Below are 21,144 nucleotides of genomic sequence, written 5' to 3'. Positions count from 1 at the left end.
GTCGCGATCTCGGCGAGGCCTCACAAAGCCGGCACCGGCCTCAACGTTGCCTCGACCGGTATTGGCGCAGGCTGGCGAAACGAAAGTCTTCGACGGCCGCGCGGAGCATCAGCATCTCCCCGATCGTCTCGTAGTTCATCATGCCCACGAGGCGTCGGTCACGGTTGATGACTGCCGCGGCAGGCGCATTTCCGCTCTGCATAATGCGCAAGCTCTCATCGACCGGGGTCCCTTCGTCAATTGTCGGGATGTCCTTGCGCATGACGGTCCGCACGGGTGTTTCCGGACCGTTTTCCTTCATGGCACCGATGATTCCGTCACGTGTCAGCAGCCCCTCGAACTGCCCATCCCGGTCGACCACCGGAAATTCATTCTGGCTGGTCGCAAGCAGCATCTCGACCGCCTCGTCGACGCGCGCTGCTGTATCAAGCACCGTAAATTCCGTCACCATCACGTCGCCCACAGTGACGCCGCCGGAAATCGCCTGTAACTCGCTGCTCTGCGCTTCCGCTTCCGCCGCGAGATAGACGAAGATCGCAATGAGGATGAGCAGCGGATTGTAGAACAGCCCAGCAAGGCCCATCGCGAAGGCGGCTGCCTGCCCGATCGCGGCGGCAACTCTCGTGGCGCGCACCCTGGACCAGCGCCAGGCCAGAACAGCGCGCAAGACGCGGCCACCATCCATTGGAAAGGCCGGGATCATGTTGAACAGAACGATGAAGATATTGACGCCGGCAAGCCTCGCAAAGAAGTCGACGCGGGGGTCCTGTGGCTTGGCAAGTTCATCGAGGCCGACGGCGCCTCCAATGACCATGATGAGCAAGGCGGCGATCACGACATTGACCAGGGGACCTGCGATCGCAATCACCAGTTCCTGGGATGGCTTGCTCGGATTGCGCTCCAGTCGCGCCACGCCGCCGATCGGCAAGAGAGTTATGTCAGGCGTCTTGATGCCGTATCGGCGCGCAGCGGCGATGTGCCCGAATTCGTGCAGGACCACGCATGCGAAGACGCTGACGATGAATGCGACGCCTTCCCAGGCTGCGGGCGCCCCACCGATCTGGTAGTGCATCAGCCAGACCCAGATGAGCAGGAGCACGAACGTCATATGCACACGGATTTCGGTTCCCGCGACAGTCCCAAGCTTCACTGACCATTCCATGTCATCTCACTCGCTGATGACCGAAGCAGCGGAAGCCCGTTGACCCATGACGTGCGACGGGCACGAAACGGGCAGGTCGCCCGACACGCAAGCGGTTCTTGCTTTTATTCGACTTCAAAATTCCTGCGCGCAGGATATCGACGGATACCCCCTCGGCAACTTCCAGCACGTCTCGGATTTGACAGGCAGATGTGGCGGCCCCGCCGTTGATCGCCGTCAGATAATCGCCCGTCCTCAGGCCGATTAAGTGGGCGAGACTGCCAGTCGCAACGTCGACCAAGACCGGCCCTGTCGGCGCGCAAGCCGCTGAGACCGTCGGTGATGGGAAGCCAATGGTAACTGACTCGAGGATGCCCTCGTCTACGCTAAGTCGATCGTCTTCGCCTGGATCGGAAGACGTCAAATTGAGCATCTGCGACTTTTCTCCACGGCGGATATCGAGCGTGATGCGGGCGCCGGCCGGAAGCAAGCTGATTGCGTTCCTGAAGGCGGCCTCCGTCCGGAGCGTACGGCCATCGAGCGCCACGATGAAGTCGCCAAGCCGCAGGGCTTGCCGTTCCGCGGCCGAGTCGCAAGCGAGCTCGTTCACGACAAGCCTTAGCGCCTCAGCGGTCCCTCCGCCCTCGGCGTCCATCGCGGTCGTCACGGAAAGGTCGAGCCGACCACGCTTGTATTCTCCGTAAGCGATCAGCTCGCGCACGATTTGCACTGCTATGTCCAAGGGGATCGCGAAGGCTATGCCGGTGCTTGCTTCGCTGGGCGCGGGAATTCCGCGCGTGATGCCTATGATCTCACCGGAGGAGTTGACGAGCGCGCCGCCCGAGCTCCCGGGATTAACGGGCGCACTCAGGCCCGGTTCACTTCCGACCGCTTCAGCGGGAGGGCCAATGGCACCGAATATAACGGCAATCACCAGCAGCCTTGAGATCTCTTGCATGTTCGCGCTCCAACCAGCGCCAGGATTTCAGCCGCCTTTGCATTCCAATGCATTGACCCGCATCAATTCGGGCTTCTGCGGCAGCCCGGCGGCGCTGGCAACACGGCGGATCGGCCCGATTTTGACGGGCATCAAAGACACCTTGCGACGCTTAGCGGAATGTACGCTTCAAATGCCAATCTGCGTTCAGGGATTGGACCTTCTTGGAGGGATCGCCGCAGCGGCGCGGTAACCCAGCGAGCTCGAGATGCGCACCGCGAATGCCTGAGCACATGATCCGCCGGAGCGAGCATGGCCATGGCCTATTCCGTCAACCTCATCAAGCCCCCTCAGGTCGACCAAACCTATCGATTGATAGAAGCCGTCGGCTACGGGGTCGACGTGGCCGGATGGCGTGAACTCTGTGCGACGACTTTTGCGAGAAAATATATAACGCCCTACTCCGAGGAGATCATAACGGTCGAAAACTCACGCGGTTACATCGCAGGTGTCTGCCTGATGCGCACCACACACCACGTATTGTACGGACGGCTTCTCGACGTGCCGGTCTTCATCATCATAAGTGCCGGAGACACGCCGGGCGTCTGTGATGCCCTTCTCGAATATTTGACGACGGCGGCTTGCGACAAACAGTGCGGCTTCATTCGCGTCGCAAGTCCTGACCCTGCCAATTGGCCCGGCCCGCCCGGCGGACCGCGGCGGCAGGACCGCGGAATCCTCATACCGGTGCAATGAACCATTGATCCTAATCTAAGGTCAATGCGGGGCGTCGAAAATGCCTAGACGTCCTGCCGAATCGCCCTTGCGCTGAAGACATATCCGACGCCTCTCACGGTTTTTATGAGCGCCGGGTTGCCAGGGTCTCGCTCGATCTTGCGGCGCGGCCGGGCGATCTGGGCATCGATGGTTCGATCGAAGGCTTCGAGGTTCCGGCCTCGGGTGAGATCCATCAATAGCTCGCGCTGCAACACACGGCCAGCATGGTTCACAAGCACACAGAGCATATCGAACTCGCCCGTCGTCAGAGAGATCTCCTTCCCGTCGTCAGCCAGCAATTGTCGGCGACCGACGTCAAGACGCCACCCCTCGAAGCTGTAGATTTCCGTTTGCGGCTCGCTGCTGCGGTTCAGCGATGCTCCTGGCTGCCGGCGCCGAAGGGCGCATTTCAGGCGCGCCAATACCTCGCGAAGATGGAAAGGCTTCGTGATGTAGTCGTCGGCGCCGAGCTCCAGCCCGACGATCCGATCGACGACGTCGTTGCGCCCGGTCAGCATGATAATCGGTATGTCAGAGGAGGCCCTTATGTCGCGCGCAAGTGCCAAGCCGTCCTCTCCGGGTAGGACTAGATCGAGCAGAATGATGTCGATTGGCAACTTCTACAGGCAACTGCGCATCTGCTGGCCATCGCCTGCCACGTTGACACAGTATCCCTCTTCTTCGAAATACCGAGCGAGCATCTCTTGGATTCTCGGGTCATCGTCGACGACGAGGATATGTTCGGGCGGCTTGGCCATGCAGTCCCTCGAGACGCTTCAGCCAACGCAGTTACAGTCGGTTCCAAAATCGAACGAATTGTAACACATCCGTCGCCGCACAGCGTTCAAATTCTTCGGTCTGGATCAAAGGCAGGGAGACGCCATGAGCCTTCCAGCCAGTGCCGTGCAACAGGCGCGCCGCATGCTCGCCTTCAGCCGGCGGCACACACTGCCTTGATGTCCCCAATGACCGACGATCGAATGATCGGCGATACTACGGCTGCGGTCTTTCAGATGCCTTGCGTCACGGGAGGAGATGATGATCGATGACATGCGACCGCGCCAGGACATCCTGAACGAACTTGAGTACAAGCCGACCATAGATGCTGCAAACATCGGTGTCATTATCGAGGACGGCATCGTGACCTTAATGGGTCATGTGCTCAGCTATGCGGAAAAACACGCCGCGGAGCCCGTAGTCCAAAGGATAAAGGGCGTGCGGGCTATCGCGGAGGATATCGAGGTACGACTGCCGGAACACAGGAAGACCGCTGACGATGAAATTGCCAGCCCGTCCTGAAAATCCTCGCCTGGCGCGCCTCCGAACGAGATTCAGGGTCAAGGTGCGGAAGGGGCTTGTCACCCTGAGTGGTGTGGTCGACCGGCGTTTTCAACGTTCGGCGGCGGAAAGCGCGGTGCGGGAACTCTCCGGCGTGAAGGGCATAATCAACCAGCTCAAGATCCGGCCTGCCCGCGTGGATGTCTCTGACCTCCGGCACGGCATCGAAGAGGCACTCGAACGCAACGCCGAGATTGAGGCCGAGAATATCGACGTCGACGTTTCCGGCGGTCATGTGACATTACGCGGAAAGGTGCAGAGCCTGCGGGTACGGGTGATGGTGGAACGCGCCGCTTGGTCGGCGCCTGGAGTGACCGCCGTCGAGGATCATCTGAGCGTGGCCGACGCTCAGGAACGCCTGAGTCCGTGAAAACAGCCGCGCGCCAATGTCATCCGGGGCGAGCATCCGCAGGAGACAGACTCCTATCGCCTCATTCGAGGCGATCTGTCGATTGCCATCGCAGCAATTCGAGGTCGCGCCACGATCTGTCTCCCATGTAGAGAAAGGTCGCAGACAAGATCGGTGAGGGCCGTCAGGCAAATGTCGCACGCATTCGTCCACCTGCCTCCGCTGCAGACCTCAAACATGATGAATTCCATCCATCGGGTAGGACCTCATTGATGCGAATCAACGAGTATCGACACAGATGTTGGTATGATCGCGGGTGCGCGACTTTCCGAATGGTCCCGCAGAGCGAACCAATGGAATCTGGAGAACCGAGATGAGTGAGGCTTGGAACCTGTCGATCTCGCCCGAGAAAGTATGCTACCTCATCATCAAGGCACGCGAGTTCGATGCCAAAGATGCGGTCACGGAGCCCGATCCGGCATCCAATGCCAGCGACGACATGATGGTATCGGTGCTTGAAGATCAGCCGGACGACCCTGTGGAAGTTGAGCTCGAGAGCCTGATCTCGGACCTGAACGAGGACGAGCAGATCGACCTCGTGGCGCTGTCCTGGCTCGGCCGTGGCGATGGCAACGTCGACGACTGGGAGAGCATTCGCGCCGAAGCCGCTGCTGCCCACAATGACCGGACCACGTCATACCTGCTCGGTACACCTTTATTGGCGGACTATCTGGAGGAAGCCATGGCACAATTCGGCGAGTCCTGCCAGGAATATGAGATGGTCCGCCTCTAGATTCCGCAGTTGAAGATGGGACGGAAAATCGCACACTCCATCTCGCTCTAAGCCACGCGATCGCCAAGGCATCAGGCGATAGACACCCCAGAGGCATAGGGCCCTTTCTCGCCTTCGTGCTCGGCAAAGCGCACCTCCGTCCCGACTTTCAACTGCTTCCACTGATCGTCGGACCCCATGCCTTCGCGGCGGAAGAAGAACTCGCGCCCGTCCGCTGTCGTGATGAAACCGAAGCCTTCCTCGGGCACGAGCCGCGCGACCTCGCCGTGGAGCGTCTCCGGATGCGGTTTCACCCGGTAGCCGCTCATCTCGCGCACGGCATCCTCAAGCCGCCGTTGCGCAGCGTTGAAACTGTCGCGGATCGCCACGAGCACATCTTCATGGGCGTGATTTTCCTCCCGCTCTCGCCCGACGACGATCTCGCGTCCTGGCACGGTGATGTCGACGCGGACATGGTAGATGGAGCCTTTGCGGCCGTGGCGATGGGGTGCCTCGACGATCACGTTGCAGGAGGTGATTCTTTTGTGGAAACGCTCGAGCCGCGCGATCCGCTCGCGCACCGCAGCCTCCACCGAGGCGGATGGTTCCATTCCGCGAAACCGGATTTGAGGGATGATTTCCATGGTTCCTGCCCTTAAAGTTTATTCCAACCACAAGCCTGCCTGCAGTTGACCGGCGCCGCATTGACCCCGCGCAACGACAGGTGCTTTTTGCGGTTGAATAATGGTTCAAACGGCGGACGTCTTGTATGGCGCTTATGACCGAGAAACATATCAGGCACCTGCCTGTCCTGGAAAACGGATGCCTGGTCGGCATTATCTCCATCGGCGACCTTACGAAATCTGTGATCGCTGATCGGGAATTCGACATCGAGCAACTCGTGCAATACGTGCGTGGCTGAGCGCTGCATACGGGTGATCGCCCGCTCGGCAGGCGTACCCCTGCCGGAAAAGAGTCGGCCGCTCCGCTGTCTCCATGTGTGCCCACCGCTATACTGCAGGGCATGGAAGAACGGTCACGCGCGCTCTCAGCTCGGAAACCCGGTTGATGCGTGCCGAGTGCTGGCAAGGAGCCTCGGATGCGGAAGCTGATTGCAGAAACTCCATACTGCCCAAGGGCTCGCGGCCGCTCGGTCTCTCGGCTGAGGACACCGTCCGCCGCCTTGATATTCCTCAATGACTGACGGTTGGAGGATCGGCTATGAGGCGGGTCCCACCGGTTACGGCCTTTACCGTCGACGCGTCCTTTTCCAATGATGCGCCGCTCCCCGGTGTCGAGGTAGTGCCGTAGGTAACTGTCATGAGCGCTTCGGTCCGGCTCCGGCATCAGAACGTTGACGTTCTTCCCGGAGACTTCACTCGCGGTGAAACCAAAGAGCTTCTCCGCCGTGGCGCTGAACGACTGTATTCTTCCTCGGCTGTCGATCACCACCATTGCGCTTGGCACGGTTGCCAGAATGGAGCGTAGGTGAGCCTCACGCCGCTGCGCCTCGGTGGCTGCTGCCGCGAGAACTCGCCCGACCGAGTTGATCTCGCGTACCGGCGTGGCCACGGGCGAGACATGTTCATTTTTCTCGAGTTCGAGGCCGGCGTTTTGGAGGGCGCCGACGGCGCGCGTGAGATGAGACGCCGCCCAAGATGCGAGAGCGACCGATAAAGACAGAAGTAGGACCCCAATCGCCGAAAGCGTTGCAAGCGCCTTCCAGATCGGCGCGTTAAGAAGCGAAATAGGGACTGTCACGGTGGCGAACCAATTCGTGTCGCCGGGGCGGGCGTAGGCAGCAACGACCTCAACGTTCTGCAGGTTGTGGCCCCGCCAAAGGCCTTCCGGGCCGGTAACCTGCGATATCCAATCGGAGGGTGCCTGTTTCCCGACAAAAGCCTCTGGGTCAACCGAACGTGCTGCAATCATACCCCTCGAGTCGACAATGGCTGCCAGCCATCCCTCGTCAAGGCTCACATCGCTGAACACGGGTTGCAGTCTTTCGACCGGTATGCCGACGGCGAGCAGATAGATCACCTCGTCTTCTCGCAAGACTGGTACAATCACCGTGGCAAGCAGACGCTTCTGCTGGCCCACGATGATGTTCGTTATGACGGGCCTTTTTTGCTGAGGCACCCGCTGATCGAATTCAGCGATCGCAGGATTCGGGCGCGGCAATGGCGTTCCCCAGGGCACGGAAGTATTGAGCAGCTGTCGCGGCTGTCCAGGAGCCCGCACGACGATCGTGAGGCCAAGCGAGTCGGCAACGGCTGCTGCGGTAGGGTGGAATGCCTGCAAATCTCCTCTTCGCAGCTCCTCCGAGGTAGCCAATGCTTCCATAACCAGGCGTGGTCCGGCCAGTTCGCGGTCGACCGCAGCCGACAGTTCGTGCGCCAGTGCCTGCGCCCTCTCGACGGCCCGCTCTTTTTCGGCCTGCACATACGTCCAGGCGGTCAGGGTACCGAACAGCAAGACCGGGAGCACGAGAGCCGCCGCGAAGATCAGAAAGAAGGCGGAAGCGGGCCTTTCCCGCCCCAGGATCGAAACGAAGCGCGCAACGGGTGAACGATAGACACCGGTCGCGATGGCGCGTTTCAGCTCGGATTTGTTCATAATGAAGACCTTCCGCCACGCGCGACGTTAGCGCTCCATTCCTTTAGCCGAAAAATCGTCTGTCGAAATTGATGTCGCGCAAGACCGTCATTCGGCGCCTCAATATGCACATGCCACTTGGCCACCGGATAGATGCTGATCCGTTCGGACGCAAGAAAGGTCCTGCCATCCGAGGCTATTTGCCAAGCAACAGCTTGATATAGCGCCCGACGATAAGCGCGGCCGGATAGAGGACTTCCTCTTCAGTCCTGGCGTGCAGGATCAGCTTCTCGGCGAAGTCCACATATTTCGGCTTGTTTTCGGCCTTCGCCGCCGCGACCAGCTCGCCGAGCGCTGCTACGATCTGCTGGTGCTCGGCCAGCATTGATGGCAGTTCGGCCTCCAGCCTGTCCGTCAGAGTGACGACGTCAGTCATCCCGGGAATTAACGTTCCCTTCGCCAACGCTCCAAGCAGGCTGAGCGGTGGGAGTGCGAATTCTTCTTCGCGAATGAAATGCGGGTGCAAGAGTCTTGCGACTTCTTTTGCCGCCGCCCCGACACGGCCGCCTTGTTTTGTCGCGTCGACCAGTTCCGAGTGAAGTGCCGAGTGCTCCGTCTTGAGCGGTTCAGGGATCCTCAATTCCATGGCTTGCTCCTTTGAGGCGGCGCCGAGCCACAGGACATCATAGGGCGCCGGATTCGATGCCGGGAAAACGGCAGTTCCATTACCGCCGTCATAGACGCTCCCGGAGAATGGGCAATCTGGTGTAAATCCATCGTGCGTGGTCTCGGCGACAGGCTCCGCGTTCCACCACCAAGCTCGGCCTTGTTCGTACGATTATGCAAATGAGAACGCTCCAAGACACGTGTCCCCGCCGGCCCCGCTAGCAGAGGCCCGAGACGTGAAAGTCGCAGTCGTTACGCCATGGCGTGGCGACGGCGGTACGCTTCCTGAAACGACGGGTTCTCCAGTTCGCCACCGGCAAGCGCGACCAGCGCGTTCATGGTCAGGAGAGCAATGGAATGACGCCCGACCGTCGCGATAACACCGCAGCCAGCGAGCTTGGTGATGGTCCGTGAGACGGTCTCGATCGTCATGCCGAGATAGTCGGCTATATCCAGCCTCGTCATCGGTAGTTCGATGATCATGCCGCGCTTCTGCACTTGGCCGCGCGCCATCAGCAAGAAAAAGCCGGCTAGCTTTTCCTCTGCACTCCTTCGCGAAAGCAGCACCATCTGATCCTGGGCCGCAGCCATCTCGTCGCAGAGTTTCGAGAAGAGCTGCTCATTGAGGTGCGGTTCGCGCTCGCTCAGGCTGTCGAAGCGGTGTTTCGGTAGGCGACGGACTTCGACGGGCGTGATCGCCTCAACTGTGTAAAGGTAATGCCCCCTCAGCGAAACGCCGAGCAGATCACCCGCGCGGACGAAACCGAGAATGACGCGGCGGCCGTCGTTGAGAATCCTGTAAGCCCTGAGCGTGCCTTCAACGACCTCAAAGATGTTTTTAGCTGCGTCGCCCTCCCAGAAAACGGCGGAACCCGGAGCGATTCTCTCGATCGACTGCCTGCAGAAAAGCGACGAAAGTGTCGGTTTGTCTGCCGCGGTTGACGCTGCTGCCGCTGGGTTAGTCGACTGACCGACAACTAGCTGAAGGCTCATGGTAACTCTCCCCCTAGGGTTAATGGGTAAGTTGACCGCCTATGCGTGACTGCAGAATAACTACACAGTAACAGTGTTTAAGAAATTGTAACAGTTTGTAACAGTGAACGCCGGAACTCGAGTGGCGGCGGCAAATACTCTCCAAACGGGCGACATTACCCCTATACATCTTCGATAGTACGAAGCATTTCTTATATTTATTTCTCTTCTTTGATTCACATCAAAGACGGCCATCGACTCACACGGAATCAATTCACCTGCATTTTTCGATGAGCCGAGGTCGTTCCATGGCAACAAAGAACTTTGCGGCAAGACGCAATCATTGCCCTTCATTTAGTCCGCTGGGCTCCGACCTGGCAGCGATTGATATAGAACGGCATTTGCGGGGCTTCGGGCGCGTCAAGCGCTTCGGGGCTGCCTCCGTGCTTTCCGGGAATGGCAAGAGGCCCTTCTTCCTCGGAATAGTCGACGGCGTGGTGGCGATCCGTCGGCTAGGCAGAGACGGCAACAACCGCATTCTGCAAATCCTCGGACCCAATGACATCGTCTATCCAACGGTTTCCCGCCACCCGGACATTGAATTCGAGACGCTGACCCCGGCGACAGTCCGTTGCATCGATCCGGCGCAACTGACAGCTGCGCTCCGAAACGATCCGGAGCTGGCGAACGCCATTTTGAACGCCGCAACCTCGCAGTTGCAATGCTGCCTCCACCAGATCGCTTGCATGAGCGAGCGCCCGATCGATCGTCTCGGCTTTTTTCTCCTGCGTGTCATCTATCGTCCGTTCGACCACGATCGAACGGTCGTCTCGATAAAGCGCAATCCGATTGCTGTCGTGACGATAAATCGCACTGCATTGGCAGCACACATCGGCATCACGACGACGAGCCTTGCCCATCTGCTTCTGGCGTTACAGGAGGAGGGCATCATCCGTGCCCTTACGCCGCGGCGCTTTGAGATACTCGAAGAAGCACGGCTTGCCGCGTCCTGCAAGCGCCTTCGGGCAAGGGAACATCTGACCACCAGTCTCTAATCGGTTACAAATCAGGAGGAGCGTGAATATGGCCCATGCAGATCGAGCTTTTGCGCCTGCCACGGCAAATACCGTGGAACTAAGCGAGCCAGCCTCTAGCGATGCGGATTTCCGCGTCGAGAGAAAGGAGGCGCAAAACTGGCGGATCTGCCTGCTCTCTGCACGCGCGAGCCATTGGTTCGAGGCAAATTTCGCTGGTGATAGCCAAAACGCCCGCATCCTCGAGACAAATCTTGCCGGGGCGAATGCCTTTATCCGGAAGGCGCGGACGCATGGCTTCAGAACCGAATACATCGGGCCGCTCGCTCGGTCCTATTTCTAGTCAGGAACAATTGCGCTGGCGCCCGTTTCGCGGTGGATGACAGGAAATCAAGCACGGACGTGCATGGAGGAAGCCGCCATTCATCCAGGAATGCTATCCGCGTCCGATTTGTGGCGGCCCCGTCCAGACAAATCCGATGCGCAAGATGCAGGCAAAACATTGAAACATGCTGAGAGGCGTTTCGTAGCTATTGGGATGAGTTACGCGCGCCGCGATCGAGACTTATTCATTTATGTTATCCCTTCTCTGATGGTTTTCTGGAGGATCGGGATCGAGCAATCCATTTTCGCGCCTCCTCACTGACCAGCATGGCCGCCGCAAACGGTCCTACAAACAACCATGCCTGCCATCCCAAAGGCGCAGTGCCGAAGAGGGCATTGCCCGGCTGCGTGTACACGACTGCGAGGATCATCCCGATCTCGAAGGCGATCCCGACGAAGATCAGCGGATTGCCCAAAGACGTTTGTGCAAACAGCGAGATCCGTTCATCCCGACAGAGAAACACGTTAACGATCTGTAGAAGGACGATGGCCACCAGGCATGCAGTCGTTGCCTGCAGGTAGAGAGCCGCGTGAGCTGCCAGCGGCTCGCCAAACGCCCAACCTCCTTGCCAGAGGACAAAGGAGTACGCCGTCATTCCCGCCGCCGCCTCGAACAGGCCCAGGAATCCGTAGGCCCGCAGAAGCAAGCGATGATCCAACAGCCGTTCCGTACGGGGGCGCGGCGGTCTCGCCATTATATCAGGGTGCGGCTTTTCCGCTCCCAGCGCAAGTGCAGGCAACAAATCGGTGCCCAGATCGACGGCGAGTATCTGGATGATGGTCAGCGGCAGCGGAATGCCAAAGAGAACGAAGGCGAGATAGGGGACGAATTCGGCGACGTTCGAGGTGAGTACATAGGTCAAGAATTTGCGGACATTGTCGAAGACTGCGCGGCCCTCCTCGATACCATCGACAATGCTGACGAAGTTATCGTCGACAAGGACCATGTCGGCTGCTGCGCGGGCGACATCGCTTCCGGTCCTGCCCATGGCAATGCCGATGTCCGCCTCCTTGAGCGCCGGCGCGTCGTTCACGCCGTGGCCGGTCACTGCAGTGACATGCCCCTTGGCTCTCAGAGCGCGAACAATGCGCAATTTCTGATCGGCAGCGAGGCGTGCGAAGATCGGACAGGGCGCATCGAGAGCGGTCCGCAGTTGTGAGTCGGACAGATCGTGTAGACGCTCGCCTGTCACCACCTGCGGCATCTCCTCTTCCCTGACCAGCCCGATCTGACGGCCGATAGCGATGGTGGTATCGGGATGATCGCCTGTCGCGATGACAATCTTGATGCCTGCCTGTCGAGCGCTTCGCACCGCTTCAGCGACACCCTCGCGCGGGGGATCTTCGAAAGCGACCAGCCCGAGAAAGACGAGGCCCACCTCACTCGTCGGCAGGGGCGCCTCTGGCTCCAGGCGCCGGTAGGCAAGGGCGAGCACGCGCAAGCCCTTTTTCGCAAAGGCTTCCTCCGCTTCCTTGAGGCGCTGGCGCAATTTCCGCGTCAAAGGCGCAACCCCTTTATTGGCCTCCAGGTCCGTGCAGAGGGGGATCACCGTTTCGGGTGCGCCCTTTGTATACATAGCCCTCCCCTCTACGGTCTCGTGAAGGGTCGACATGCGCTTCCGATCGGCATCGAAGGGAATTTCGCTGACGAGCTGAACGCTGGCCGAGGCAAGTCCTGCCCGCCCCGCCATCTCGACCAGAGCCATCTCCATGGGGTCGCCCAGCCACCCGCCGTCCTTCGCTCGCTGGACCGTCTGGCACCATCGTGCGACTTCGCAGAGCCGCCGGTCGGCTTTGTTCACCTCCGGCTTGAGGTCCGCCGGATACCCTGTCGGCCTGGAATACCCGTCCGTCCGCAAGCTTCACGGACACATCGTCGGCGTCGGCAACAAGGTGACGACTCGTGATGATGTACCCGTTCTCCCGATCGATGATCACTCCTGACCCCGTCGCAGTCACACCGGTTTGCAAGATAACCACATCATCGGGAAGACCCAGCACTCTCCGCACGTTCGGATCATCAAGCGCTTCGCTTCTGAAAATTCCGCTGCTGATCGTGCGGATACTGACGACCGCCGGCTGTACCCGCTGCAACACCGCGGACACGCCCGCTTCGATTTCGATCGCTCCGGCAGCCCCTCCCAAACTGTTGAGTAGAGCGGCCAAGGCTAGAACCGTTGAGATCTTGAGCATTTTTACGCTCCATGCAGCAATGCCCGAAATTTCAGCCGGATTTGCCCGGCGATGCATTGATGCGCATCAATTCGCGCTCTCGTCGGGGGAGGACGAGAAAGATCCGACCGACAAGACCTTGACCGTTGCTGCAGCGAGACGGCGATAGAGTCGGTGCCGGCGTACAATCGGCCACCAGCCGTAGAGGAAGATTTCCAGCGCGCGCCAGTTAGCCACCCAGCCGAAGATCAGCAGGCTTTCCCCGATCACCCGCGAATATGTTGCCGTTCCCGCGGCATCGCTGATCATTTGGCTGGCGATTAGGCTGAACGCGAGGATCGGGATGCCGATGAGCAGGACGCGTCGCCCTTCTCTCAGGAGTTCGCGCAATTCCCGGTGTGCCTGATTGGCGCGACTCTCGAAATTGTACCGCACCGCCTCCTGCAGAGCGTGGGTGTATTCCGGCTTTGCTTCCGTCGTCGGCAACTGGACGACAATCTCGATGGACGCGTTGCCGGGAGCTTCTTGAGCCCATTCGACGATAAACCGCTCGGCATCGTCATCCAAATCGCGCTCCCGAAATGGCGTCGGATCGAGAGAATTGAAAAGGCGCACAACTTGGTCAACACGGATCAGGATCGTGTAGCATCTATCAAGCGCGGGCACGCTCACGTGTGCTTCCCCTCTGATCTTGCGTCACAGTCCGTTCCAGACGCGCGTCTCATGCTTCTTCCTGCAAGGCGCGACGCAACCGGCGGATTACGACTCGACGCGCCTTGTCGTCCGCAGCCTTGGCCAGTTCGTCCTGCAGATCGAGGACGAGCGACTGGAAATCATTGTGCCAATCCGTCCGTCCGGCCAAAATCGGATCGATGCGCGGCGGAGGCATCACTTCGGAGATCTCGACCGCTCTTTGCCGGCTCAGACGAAAAGCGCTGTCCAGCCCCGGTCGGATCAGGTGATCCTGGGGTAGGAAGGTCACGAGGCGTTCCCTCAGCCCCTCAAGTGCGTCAGCCTCTCCATGGACGAGAAAGACACCAGCGCTGATCGGCTGCCGGGCCTGCACCCAGTCGGCAAGCTCTCCGCCATCGGCATGGCCGCTATAGATGTCCAGCTTCCTGATCCGGGCACGGACGCGGATATCGTCGCCCTGTATGCGCACCGTCGAGGCGCCGTCTTCGAGAAAGCGCCCGAGCGTGCCGGCCGCCTGATACCCGACCAACAACACTGTCGCCTCGTCTCGCCAGAGCCAATTCTTCAACCGGTGGCGAATGCGCCCGGCCTCGCACATGCCGCTCGCAGCGATGACGATGTGGAAGCCCCTGATGAAATCAATCGCCTTGGACTGCTCCGCCGTCTCGGTGAAGCGCACGTTCTTCGCCTCGATTGCCCTGACAAGAACATCGCCGTTTTCAAGCTCGCGCGCATGCCGGCGGAAGATCTCGCTCGCGCGTGTAGCAAGTGGAGAGTCGATGATGATCGGGCACTTGGGGACGCCACCAGTTTCCATCAGAAATACGAGGTCGGTAAGCAGCTCCTGCGTGCGTTCCACGGCAAAGGAAGGAATGATCAGTGCGCCGTTCGGATGCGCTGCCGTCAACACCTCGGAGCGCAGGATGTGACGTCGAGCGGCATCGTTCGTTTCGTCGCGCTCGACGTTGCCGTAGGTGCTCTCGCAGATGACATAATCCCAGCCACTCGGCGCTCTCGCATCGAACTGCAGGAGCTTGTGGCGCGGACCGATGTCGCCGGAAAACAACAAACGCAACGGCGACGGTGCGGCATCGATCTCCATCTCGACGGAGGCCGATCCGAGCAGATGTCCGGCATTCCAGAAACGGAAGCGAATTCCCTCGCCCGCCTTCTCCCAGGAGCCGAGGCGCACTTGCCGAAACAGTGTGATCGCGGAAGCGGCGTCGCGTGCGGTGTAAATCGGCGTCACGGTCTGCCGGCCCCGGCGCAGGTTGCGGCGATTGAGCTGGTCGACTTCGCTCTCCTGGATATGCGCAGAGTCCGGCAGCATGACGGAGCAGAGATCCGTAGTCGCGGGCGTCGCGAAGATCGGGCCATCATAGCCAAGCCTGACAAGCTTCGGCAGCAGGCCCGAATGGTCGATATGCGCATGCGTGAGTATGACGGCGTCGATCTTCCTGGGGTCGAAGGGAAAGGGGCGGTAATTCAGTTCCTTTTCTGTCTTCGACCCTTGGAACAGACCGCAGTCGATGAGGATCTTCGTCGTACCGAATTCGACGAGTTGGCAGGAACCGGTAACGGTTCCCGCGGCACCATGAAAACGGATGATCGGTTCAATCGCCACAGCACGGACCTCATCGAAGACAATGTCGAAGCATGCACGCTTGCATCGGCGGGCGACTTGATGCGGATCAAAGATGCAGACCGCCATGCGTCGGCATCAGGCCTGGGCGGCGGCAAGTGGAACGAAGTCCACTCAATCCGGGGGCCTGCTGCATGTTTCCTTAAGTCGTAGCCGATTTCAGGATAAAACATGCAGCGTTTCAAAGCGCTACAGCGTGCCTTGCGCGCTGACGTGGTGCGGGTCTCCAATGGTCGCGACAAGGATCGCCTTGATCGCGTGCATTCGGTTTTCCGCCTGATCGAAGACGAGAGAAGCTTTCGATTCAAAGATCGCGTCGGAGACCTCCATGCAGCCAAGACCGAACTGCTTTGCAACGCGGGCTCCTGCCTTTGTGCTGTTATCATGGAAAGCGGGCAAGCAATGCATGAACTTGCAATGCGGATTTTCGGTGGCCTCCATGACATTCGCCCTGACGCCGAACGGCGCTAGTAGTCTGATGCGCTCCGCCCAGCCCTCCTCCTGCTCTCCCAGCCAAGAAGCCGTGTAAATGAAATCAGCCGCCAGCACCCCGGCGCCCACATGTTCCAGGGCTGTAAACTTCCCACCATGCTTGCGCGCCTCCGACACCACGCCGTCAAGGAAGGACGGAGCGGGCCTGAATATCGGCGGCGAGACCATGCGGAAATCCATGCCGAGCTTGGCCGCGCCCATGGCGAGCGATCTGGCGATGGAGCTGCGACCGTCCCCCACAAAAGCGATCGTGACGTCGCGCAGCTCCTTGCCGGCAATTTCCCGCATCGTCAGAAAATCCGCCAACGCGTGAATTGGATGGGATTCGTCGGTGAAGCCGTTATGGACGGGCACATGAGCGTAGGCCGCCAGCTCCTCCACAACGCTTTGGGCATGACCACAATATTCGATGGCGTCGTAGATCCTGCCGAGCACCCGGGCCGTGTCCTTGATCGATCCGCATTGCCCCACATGGCTTGCGGAAAGCGTCAGGCTGACGACGCGTGCGCCTTGGTCGTAGGCTGCGACTTCGGACCCGAAGAAAGCGCCGGTCGAGTCCCCCTCGCTCACGAGCACAATATTCCTGCCACTGAGCCGGGGAGTTTCGTTGCCGTTTCGCCTCGCCGCCTTCAGCTCGGCGGCGAGCTGCAACAGAAATCGGATTTCCTCTGGTGCGAACTGCTCGAGCGTCAGTACGCTACGGCCGCGAAGATCGATGGACATGACACGCCCCGTCGCCTTAAGTCAGTGGATTGGAACGCGCGCGAAATCGCAACTGTCTGAACCGCGGCTGGTGCAGTTGCCCTTTCTTGCGCTAGAACCACGCCTCTCACGTAATCTAAACAGCAAATACGAGCCGGAAGCTTTGACTCTCATCAAACTCCTGCCGCTTTCACCTCTTTGATGAACGTCAAAGACGAGACCCGCAATTTTCCCGAAAATCTCCTCCAATGCATTGCTCGCGGCGCGAAGTGATGCCGGGGTCAGAGGTAATTTGCAGGGGCTGGGCTCGCTGAGGGTCGCGTCCTGCTGAGGGTCCGCCGTGTTGAGGACAAGGCTCAGCGGGCGCGGTTGAGAAGCGTGTCTTATGGAGAGAAACATGGCTGTCGGCTACTCCGTCGGTCCGGTCAAGCACCCTCAGGTCGACAAAACGTACCGGCTGATCGAGGCGGTCGGATACGACGTCGATTTGCAGGCCTGGCGCGACCTTTGCGCGACGGCATTCGCGCGAAAATGGCCGACGCCATATGCAGAAGAAGTAGTAACCGCAGAGAATCCGCTGGGTTATATCACCGGCGTCTGCATCATGCGCCTGGTGCACAACAAAACGTACGGCAGAATGCTCGACGTGCCGGTGTTCGTCGTCATAAGCGCAGGGGACACGCGCGGTGCGTCCAACGCCCTTCTCGGCTATTTGATGGCGGTCGCTCGCAACAAGCATTGCGGCTTCATTCGCGTCGCCGCACTTGAACCGGCCAACTGGCCTGGGTCGACGGATATGGGGCGGCGAAATGATCGCGGAATCCTCATACCTGTGCAATAAGTCCCAATGCCGGCTGGGAGCAATCTCAGTCGCCGTTGCTACTGCGTGTCTCCCTAAATCGGCGCCGATGTAAGGACAAAAGCATAAAACGATTCAAAGTGGTGAAACTACGCTTCATGCCGTGTCACCCTTGCGCTGAAGACATAGCCAACCCCTCTGACCGACTTGATAAGGCCGGGGAGGCTGGGGTTACGCTCGATTTTGCGCCGCAGCCGTGCAATCTGTGCGTCAATGGTGCGGTCGAAAGCTTCGAGGTTACGGCGCCGTGTCAGATCCATAAGCAATTCACGTTGAAGGACGCGACCCGCGTGCTTCACGAGCACACAGAGCATATCGAACTCACCGGTCGTCAGCAGGATCTCGCTCCCAGTTTCCGACAGCAGTTGGCGACGCCCGATATCAAGACGCAGCCCCTCGAAGCAGTAGATTTCTGACGACTGGTCGCCGAAGCTCGACGATGGCTGAGGTTGGCGGCGACGAAGAACGCCCCTGACTCGCGCCAGTACTTCCCGAAGGTGGAAGGGTTTGGCGATGTAGTCGTCCGCGCCGACCTCCAGCCCGACGACCCGGTCGACCACGTCATCGCGACCGGTCAGCATGATGAGCGGTACATCCGAGCGCGCGCGGAGGTCGCGCGCAAGCGTCAGCCCGTCCTCGCCAGGCAGCACCAGGTCGAGCAGGATGATGTCGATCGATTGTTTATCGAGGCAATCGCGCATCTCCTGTCCGTCGCCGGCGAGGGTTACGTGGTATCCTTCCTCCTCAAAATACCGCGACAGCATTTGTCGAATCCTCAAGTCGTCATCGACTACAAGGATGTGCTCGGGCAATGTCCGGGAACTCGTCATGAAACGCCCCCCACACACGCTGCTTTCTTCGGCGCGCTGTTACGATCTGTTGCAATATAGCACCAAACTTCACATGCGCGTCGTCGTAAGGTTACGGCCCGGCGTTCAACTCTTCCATCATGAATGATGGAGGGAGTCATGAGCGTTCAGGTCCTAAGCATCAAGGATGGTCACGCGGCGACCGCGGGTTCCGTGGGCTTGCCTTCGGCGGATCTTTCTTGCCTTTTCAGCCGACAAGCGCTCGAAAGATTCGAGCCCGGTGAAGCCATCTTTTGGGAGGGTGACGAAGCCACGCATATCTTCGAAGTCGAAGATGGAATGCTGCGAGCGCTGCGTCTGCTTGGCGACGGCCGTCGGATTATCGTGGGCTTCTTACGCACCGGAGATCTCCTGGGTGTGTCGCTCAAGGAGCGATATCTTTACACGGTCGAGGCAATTTCCCCGGTGCAACTTCGCCGCTTCCCTCGTCGCCGCTTTGAAGACGAAGTGGCCCGCGATCCACGCTTGCAGGAGCAGCTATTCTCCAAGCTTCGCGATGAGATGACTGCTGCGCAGGATCAAGCCGTCCTTCTTTCACGCAGGAGTGCCGAGGAGAAGCTTGCCAACTTCCTGCTGCTGATGAAGGAGAGAGGGAACTCGGAGCATCGTGCCATTGTTGACCTCCCCATGACCCGCCTCGATATCGCCAATTATCTTGGCATGACGATCGAGACCGTATCTCGCACTATAACAAAGCTTGCAAACGGCGGTATCATCGCGGCAGCAGGACGCCGCTCGATCAAGGTCTTGAAGATGGAACCGCTTCGACTGCTGGCCGAGGGCGACGAAGGCGAGCACTGGATGCCCCCTCTCGCTCGTCCTGGTCGGTACGCATCCGCAAACGCTTGAAAGACGCCAGATGGAGAAACGGGAATCCAAGATCATCAATGCTCTCGACGGCGCCAACGTGATTGTCCACGCGCCCGACGGAACGATCCGGCAATGGAGCAAAGGCTGTGAGCAGCTTTACGGCTGGTCGGGCGAGGAAGCGCAGGGCAAAATTGTTCATGATCTTCTGTCCACCAGATTTCCCGTGCCGCTCGAGGAAATCCGCAATCACTTGAGTTGTCATGGTGCATGGTCGGGCGAGTTGGTACACAGACACAGCAATGGAACACCTGTGTTCGTCACTAGCCGATGGGTGCAGACGGCCTCTGCAAGCGACCAGGTCGTCGTGCAAACTGATAGCGACATCACGAACCTTAGACGCGCTCAGGCCGATCTGGCGGCGCGAGAGGCACATCTCCGCTCCATCCTCGATACCGTCCCCGAGGCAATGGTGGTGATCGATGAAACAGGCACGATCACCTCCTTCAGCGTGGCGGCGGAACGGCTATTCGGACATGCCGAGAGCGAAGTGGTTGGATTGAACGTCAATATGCTGATGCCCTCTCCCCACCGAGAGGCGCATGACCACTATCTGGACAACTACCTACGCACAGGCGAGCGGCGCATCATCGGAATTGGGCGGGTCGTCACCGGCCTACGAAAGGACGGCACAACGTTCCCAATGGAGCTCTCAGTGGGGGAAGCGATGGCTAATGGCCGCCGCATATTCACCGGCTTCATCCGAGATCTGACCAGTCGCCAGCGCGTCGAGGAGGAGCTTAGGCAAGCCCAGAAAATGGAAGCCGTTGGTCAACTGACCGGCGGCTTGCGCATGATTTCAACAATCTGCTGACTGTGATCACCGGCAATCTGGAGATGATAGAGGCCCGGCTGCAAGACGAGAAGCTCAGAGGACTCTTGCGAGAAGCTCAGGCGGCGGCCGACGATGGAGCAAAGTTGACAGCACAATTGCTGGCATTCGGTCGGCGTCAGCCTCTTAATCCGAAGCTCGTCGACGTTGGAGAACTTGTCGCTAACTTTTCGAAGCTTCTGTCCAGAACCCTGGGCGAGACCATAGAATTATCAACGATCGTAAAGGGCAGCAGTAATCTCGCCCTGATCGACGTCTCCCAACTTCAAAACGCCCTCCTGAACCTGGGGCTGAACGCGCGCGACGCAATGCCAAACGGTGGCCGCCTGACCATCGAGATTTCGACCACGGCCCTCGACCGTGACTACGCCCAGATGTACCCAGAGGTGCGAATGGGACACTATGTCCTGGTTGCCGTAACGGACACGGGCGTCGGCATGACCGAAGAGATCAAGCGTCGCGCTTTCGAGCCCTTCTTCACCACGAAAGGCACCGGTGCGGGAACAGGCCTTGGCCTCAGCATGGTCTACGGCTTCGTCAAGCAATCCGGAGGGCATATTCAGCTCTATAGTGAGCCCGGTCAGGGAGCGAGCGTCCGCCTCTTCCTACCCGCAACTCGAGGAGCAAGCCAGTCCGCCCAGGTTGGCGCAGGAGAAGATGCGGCCACAGAGCCGATTCCAAGGGGCCATGAGACGATACTTGTCGTCGAGGACGATGCACGGGTGCGCCGAGTCGTAGTCTCGCGACTGCGCGATGCCGGGTATTCCGTTATTGAGGCGGAAGCCGGTGCGCAGGCGCTTCAATTCCTGTCGGAGCATCCGGAAGTCTCTCTCGTTTTTGCCGACATGATAATGCCGGGCGGCATGAGTGGCGACGAGTTAGCCCAGCATGTGCGCGAACTCAGACCCAGTGTGAAAATGCTGTTCACGTCGGGCTACGCCGGGCCGAGCGCTGCCGGCAGGGCGGCAGGAAGTTGGCTGCAAAAGCCCTACACCGCCAGAGAGCTGGCGTTGCGGCTACGAGAGCTGCTCGATTGACGTGCGAGGTGGCA

General features: G+C 59.5%; 18 protein-coding genes and 4 pseudogenes. 10 read left to right on the top strand and 12 right to left on the bottom strand.

Annotated elements, in window-relative coordinates; all coding sequences use genetic code 11:
- Window positions 1-40: 40 nt before the first annotated feature.
- Both AU381_RS24725 and AU381_RS24720 read right to left on the bottom strand, forming a co-directional pair.
- Window positions 41-1,162 carry a site-2 protease family protein gene (locus AU381_RS24725; RefSeq protein ID WP_014857855.1) on the bottom strand — a complete coding sequence of 374 codons (1,122 nt, stop codon included), beginning with the start codon at window positions 1,160-1,162 and terminating at the stop codon, window positions 41-43.
- A 1-nt stretch (window position 1,163) separates the two neighbouring features.
- Window positions 1,164-2,099 carry a PDZ domain-containing protein gene (locus AU381_RS24720; protein ID WP_014857856.1) on the bottom strand — a complete coding sequence of 312 codons (936 nt, stop codon included), beginning with the start codon at window positions 2,097-2,099 and terminating at the stop codon, window positions 1,164-1,166.
- 291 nt (window positions 2,100-2,390) lie between these two features.
- On the opposite strand from AU381_RS24720, the gene AU381_RS24715 reads away from it, so the two are divergent.
- Entirely contained in the window at window positions 2,391-2,834 is a 444-nt protein-coding gene (locus tag AU381_RS24715) for a hypothetical protein (RefSeq protein ID WP_014857858.1), read from the top strand.
- Window positions 2,835-2,878: 44 nt separating this feature from the next.
- Here the strand turns inward: AU381_RS24715 and AU381_RS24710 are convergent.
- Window positions 2,879-3,613 (bottom strand): annotated as a pseudogene (locus AU381_RS24710) (response regulator).
- Window positions 3,614-3,893: 280 nt separating this feature from the next.
- On the opposite strand from AU381_RS24710, the pseudogene AU381_RS29080 reads away from it, so the two are divergent.
- Together AU381_RS29080 and AU381_RS24695 are read left to right on the top strand one after the other, a co-directional pair.
- A pseudogene (locus AU381_RS29080) lies at window positions 3,894-4,563 on the top strand (BON domain-containing protein).
- Window positions 4,564-4,915: 352 nt separating this feature from the next.
- Window positions 4,916-5,335 carry a DUF3775 domain-containing protein gene (locus tag AU381_RS24695; RefSeq protein WP_014857865.1) on the top strand — a complete coding sequence of 140 codons (420 nt, stop codon included), beginning with the start codon at window positions 4,916-4,918 and terminating at the stop codon, window positions 5,333-5,335.
- A 71-nt stretch (window positions 5,336-5,406) separates the two neighbouring features.
- Here the strand turns inward: AU381_RS24695 and AU381_RS24690 are convergent, their stop codons facing one another.
- Window positions 5,407-5,958 (bottom strand): HPF/RaiA family ribosome-associated protein, encoded by a 552-nt coding sequence (locus AU381_RS24690; RefSeq protein ID WP_014857866.1) that lies wholly within the window; start codon window positions 5,956-5,958, stop codon window positions 5,407-5,409.
- 125 nt (window positions 5,959-6,083) lie between these two features.
- On the opposite strand from AU381_RS24690, the gene AU381_RS29075 reads away from it, so the two are divergent.
- Window positions 6,084-6,236 carry a CBS domain-containing protein gene (locus AU381_RS29075; protein WP_080579810.1) on the top strand — a complete coding sequence of 51 codons (153 nt, stop codon included), beginning with the start codon at window positions 6,084-6,086 and terminating at the stop codon, window positions 6,234-6,236.
- Window positions 6,237-6,571: 335 nt separating this feature from the next.
- Here the strand turns inward: AU381_RS29075 and AU381_RS31280 are convergent.
- A pseudogene (locus AU381_RS31280) lies at window positions 6,572-6,865 on the bottom strand (PAS domain S-box protein); the annotation flags it as partial.
- Between the two features lie 444 nt (window positions 6,866-7,309).
- Here AU381_RS31280 and AU381_RS24685 point away from each other — a divergent pair.
- Window positions 7,310-7,882: a hypothetical protein gene (locus AU381_RS24685; protein ID WP_037456699.1), complete on the top strand. Its 573-nt coding sequence runs from the start codon at window positions 7,310-7,312 to the stop codon at window positions 7,880-7,882.
- 223 nt (window positions 7,883-8,105) lie between these two features.
- Here the strand turns inward: AU381_RS24685 and AU381_RS24680 are convergent, their stop codons facing one another.
- A complete protein-coding gene (locus AU381_RS24680; RefSeq protein WP_014857869.1) occupies window positions 8,106-8,555 on the bottom strand; it encodes a hemerythrin domain-containing protein in 450 nt (149 codons plus the stop codon).
- A 272-nt stretch (window positions 8,556-8,827) separates the two neighbouring features.
- The gene (locus AU381_RS24675) at window positions 8,828-9,568 is read right to left on the bottom strand and encodes a Crp/Fnr family transcriptional regulator (protein WP_014857870.1); all 741 of its coding nucleotides are present in this window, start codon (window positions 9,566-9,568) and stop codon (window positions 8,828-8,830) included.
- Between the two features lie 287 nt (window positions 9,569-9,855).
- On the opposite strand from AU381_RS24675, the gene AU381_RS24670 reads away from it, so the two are divergent.
- Both AU381_RS24670 and AU381_RS24665 read left to right on the top strand, forming a co-directional pair.
- Window positions 9,856-10,602: a Crp/Fnr family transcriptional regulator gene (locus AU381_RS24670; protein WP_014857871.1), complete on the top strand. Its 747-nt coding sequence runs from the start codon at window positions 9,856-9,858 to the stop codon at window positions 10,600-10,602.
- Between the two features lie 28 nt (window positions 10,603-10,630).
- Window positions 10,631-10,924 (top strand): hypothetical protein, encoded by a 294-nt coding sequence (locus AU381_RS24665; protein ID WP_014857872.1) that lies wholly within the window; start codon window positions 10,631-10,633, stop codon window positions 10,922-10,924.
- A gap of 235 nt (window positions 10,925-11,159) precedes the next feature.
- Here the strand turns inward: AU381_RS24665 and AU381_RS24660 are convergent, their stop codons facing one another.
- The 4 genes from AU381_RS24660 to argF form a co-directional block, all read right to left on the bottom strand.
- A complete protein-coding gene (locus tag AU381_RS24660) occupies window positions 11,160-12,767 on the bottom strand; it encodes a cation-translocating P-type ATPase (RefSeq protein ID WP_280137787.1) in 1,608 nt (535 codons plus the stop codon).
- Between the two features lie 457 nt (window positions 12,768-13,224).
- On the bottom strand, window positions 13,225-13,809 hold the full coding sequence (locus AU381_RS24655) for a hypothetical protein (protein ID WP_014857915.1): 585 nt from the start codon (window positions 13,807-13,809) through the stop codon (window positions 13,225-13,227).
- Window positions 13,810-13,858: 49 nt separating this feature from the next.
- Entirely contained in the window at window positions 13,859-15,454 is a 1,596-nt protein-coding gene (locus AU381_RS24650) for an MBL fold metallo-hydrolase (protein WP_037456734.1), read from the bottom strand.
- Window positions 15,455-15,661: 207 nt separating this feature from the next.
- Window positions 15,662-16,687, bottom strand: a complete 1,026-nt coding sequence (gene argF, locus AU381_RS24645) for an ornithine carbamoyltransferase (RefSeq protein WP_014857917.1) — start codon at window positions 16,685-16,687, stop codon at window positions 15,662-15,664.
- A gap of 376 nt (window positions 16,688-17,063) precedes the next feature.
- On the opposite strand from argF, the gene AU381_RS24640 reads away from it, so the two are divergent.
- Window positions 17,064-17,507 (top strand): hypothetical protein, encoded by a 444-nt coding sequence (locus AU381_RS24640; protein ID WP_014857918.1) that lies wholly within the window; start codon window positions 17,064-17,066, stop codon window positions 17,505-17,507.
- Between the two features lie 107 nt (window positions 17,508-17,614).
- Here the strand turns inward: AU381_RS24640 and AU381_RS24635 are convergent, their stop codons facing one another.
- Window positions 17,615-18,355, bottom strand: a complete 741-nt coding sequence (locus AU381_RS24635) for a response regulator (RefSeq protein WP_014857919.1) — start codon at window positions 18,353-18,355, stop codon at window positions 17,615-17,617.
- 138 nt (window positions 18,356-18,493) lie between these two features.
- On the opposite strand from AU381_RS24635, the gene AU381_RS24630 reads away from it, so the two are divergent.
- Both AU381_RS24630 and AU381_RS24625 read left to right on the top strand, forming a co-directional pair.
- Window positions 18,494-19,243, top strand: a complete 750-nt coding sequence (locus tag AU381_RS24630) for a Crp/Fnr family transcriptional regulator (protein ID WP_014857921.1) — start codon at window positions 18,494-18,496, stop codon at window positions 19,241-19,243.
- 10 nt (window positions 19,244-19,253) lie between these two features.
- Window positions 19,254-21,130: pseudogene (locus AU381_RS24625) on the top strand (PAS domain S-box protein).
- The last annotated feature ends 14 nt before the right edge of the window (window positions 21,131-21,144 follow it).

Origin of the sequence: Sinorhizobium glycinis (assembly GCF_001651865.1) — a bacterium.
Lineage (GTDB): Bacteria > Pseudomonadota > Alphaproteobacteria > Rhizobiales > Rhizobiaceae > Sinorhizobium > Sinorhizobium glycinis.
Note: the sequence above shows the minus strand (reverse complement) of the source record. Positions and strands in the feature narration are given on the sequence as shown.

What these genes read in the sequence shown, in the direction of transcription:
- AU381_RS24630 (WP_014857921.1), top strand. Translation starts at nt 18,494, where the DNA reads ATGAGCGTTCAGGTCCTAAGCATCAAGGATGGTCACGCGGCGACCGCG.
- AU381_RS29075 (WP_080579810.1), top strand. Translation starts at nt 6,084, where the DNA reads ATGGCGCTTATGACCGAGAAACATATCAGGCACCTGCCTGTCCTGGAA.
- AU381_RS24680 (WP_014857869.1), bottom strand. Translation starts at nt 8,555, where the DNA reads ATGGAATTGAGGATCCCTGAACCGCTCAAGACGGAGCACTCGGCACTT.
- AU381_RS24720 (WP_014857856.1), bottom strand. Translation starts at nt 2,099, where the DNA reads ATGCAAGAGATCTCAAGGCTGCTGGTGATTGCCGTTATATTCGGTGCC.
- AU381_RS24715 (WP_014857858.1), top strand. Translation starts at nt 2,391, where the DNA reads ATGGCCATGGCCTATTCCGTCAACCTCATCAAGCCCCCTCAGGTCGAC.
- AU381_RS24640 (WP_014857918.1), top strand. Translation starts at nt 17,064, where the DNA reads ATGGCTGTCGGCTACTCCGTCGGTCCGGTCAAGCACCCTCAGGTCGAC.
- AU381_RS24675 (WP_014857870.1), bottom strand. Translation starts at nt 9,568, where the DNA reads ATGAGCCTTCAGCTAGTTGTCGGTCAGTCGACTAACCCAGCGGCAGCA.
- AU381_RS24670 (WP_014857871.1), top strand. Translation starts at nt 9,856, where the DNA reads ATGGCAACAAAGAACTTTGCGGCAAGACGCAATCATTGCCCTTCATTT.
- AU381_RS24725 (WP_014857855.1), bottom strand. Translation starts at nt 1,162, where the DNA reads ATGGAATGGTCAGTGAAGCTTGGGACTGTCGCGGGAACCGAAATCCGT.
- AU381_RS24695 (WP_014857865.1), top strand. Translation starts at nt 4,916, where the DNA reads ATGAGTGAGGCTTGGAACCTGTCGATCTCGCCCGAGAAAGTATGCTAC.
- argF (WP_014857917.1), bottom strand. Translation starts at nt 16,687, where the DNA reads ATGTCCATCGATCTTCGCGGCCGTAGCGTACTGACGCTCGAGCAGTTC.
- AU381_RS24690 (WP_014857866.1), bottom strand. Translation starts at nt 5,958, where the DNA reads ATGGAAATCATCCCTCAAATCCGGTTTCGCGGAATGGAACCATCCGCC.
- AU381_RS24635 (WP_014857919.1), bottom strand. Translation starts at nt 18,355, where the DNA reads ATGACGAGTTCCCGGACATTGCCCGAGCACATCCTTGTAGTCGATGAC.
- AU381_RS24665 (WP_014857872.1), top strand. Translation starts at nt 10,631, where the DNA reads ATGGCCCATGCAGATCGAGCTTTTGCGCCTGCCACGGCAAATACCGTG.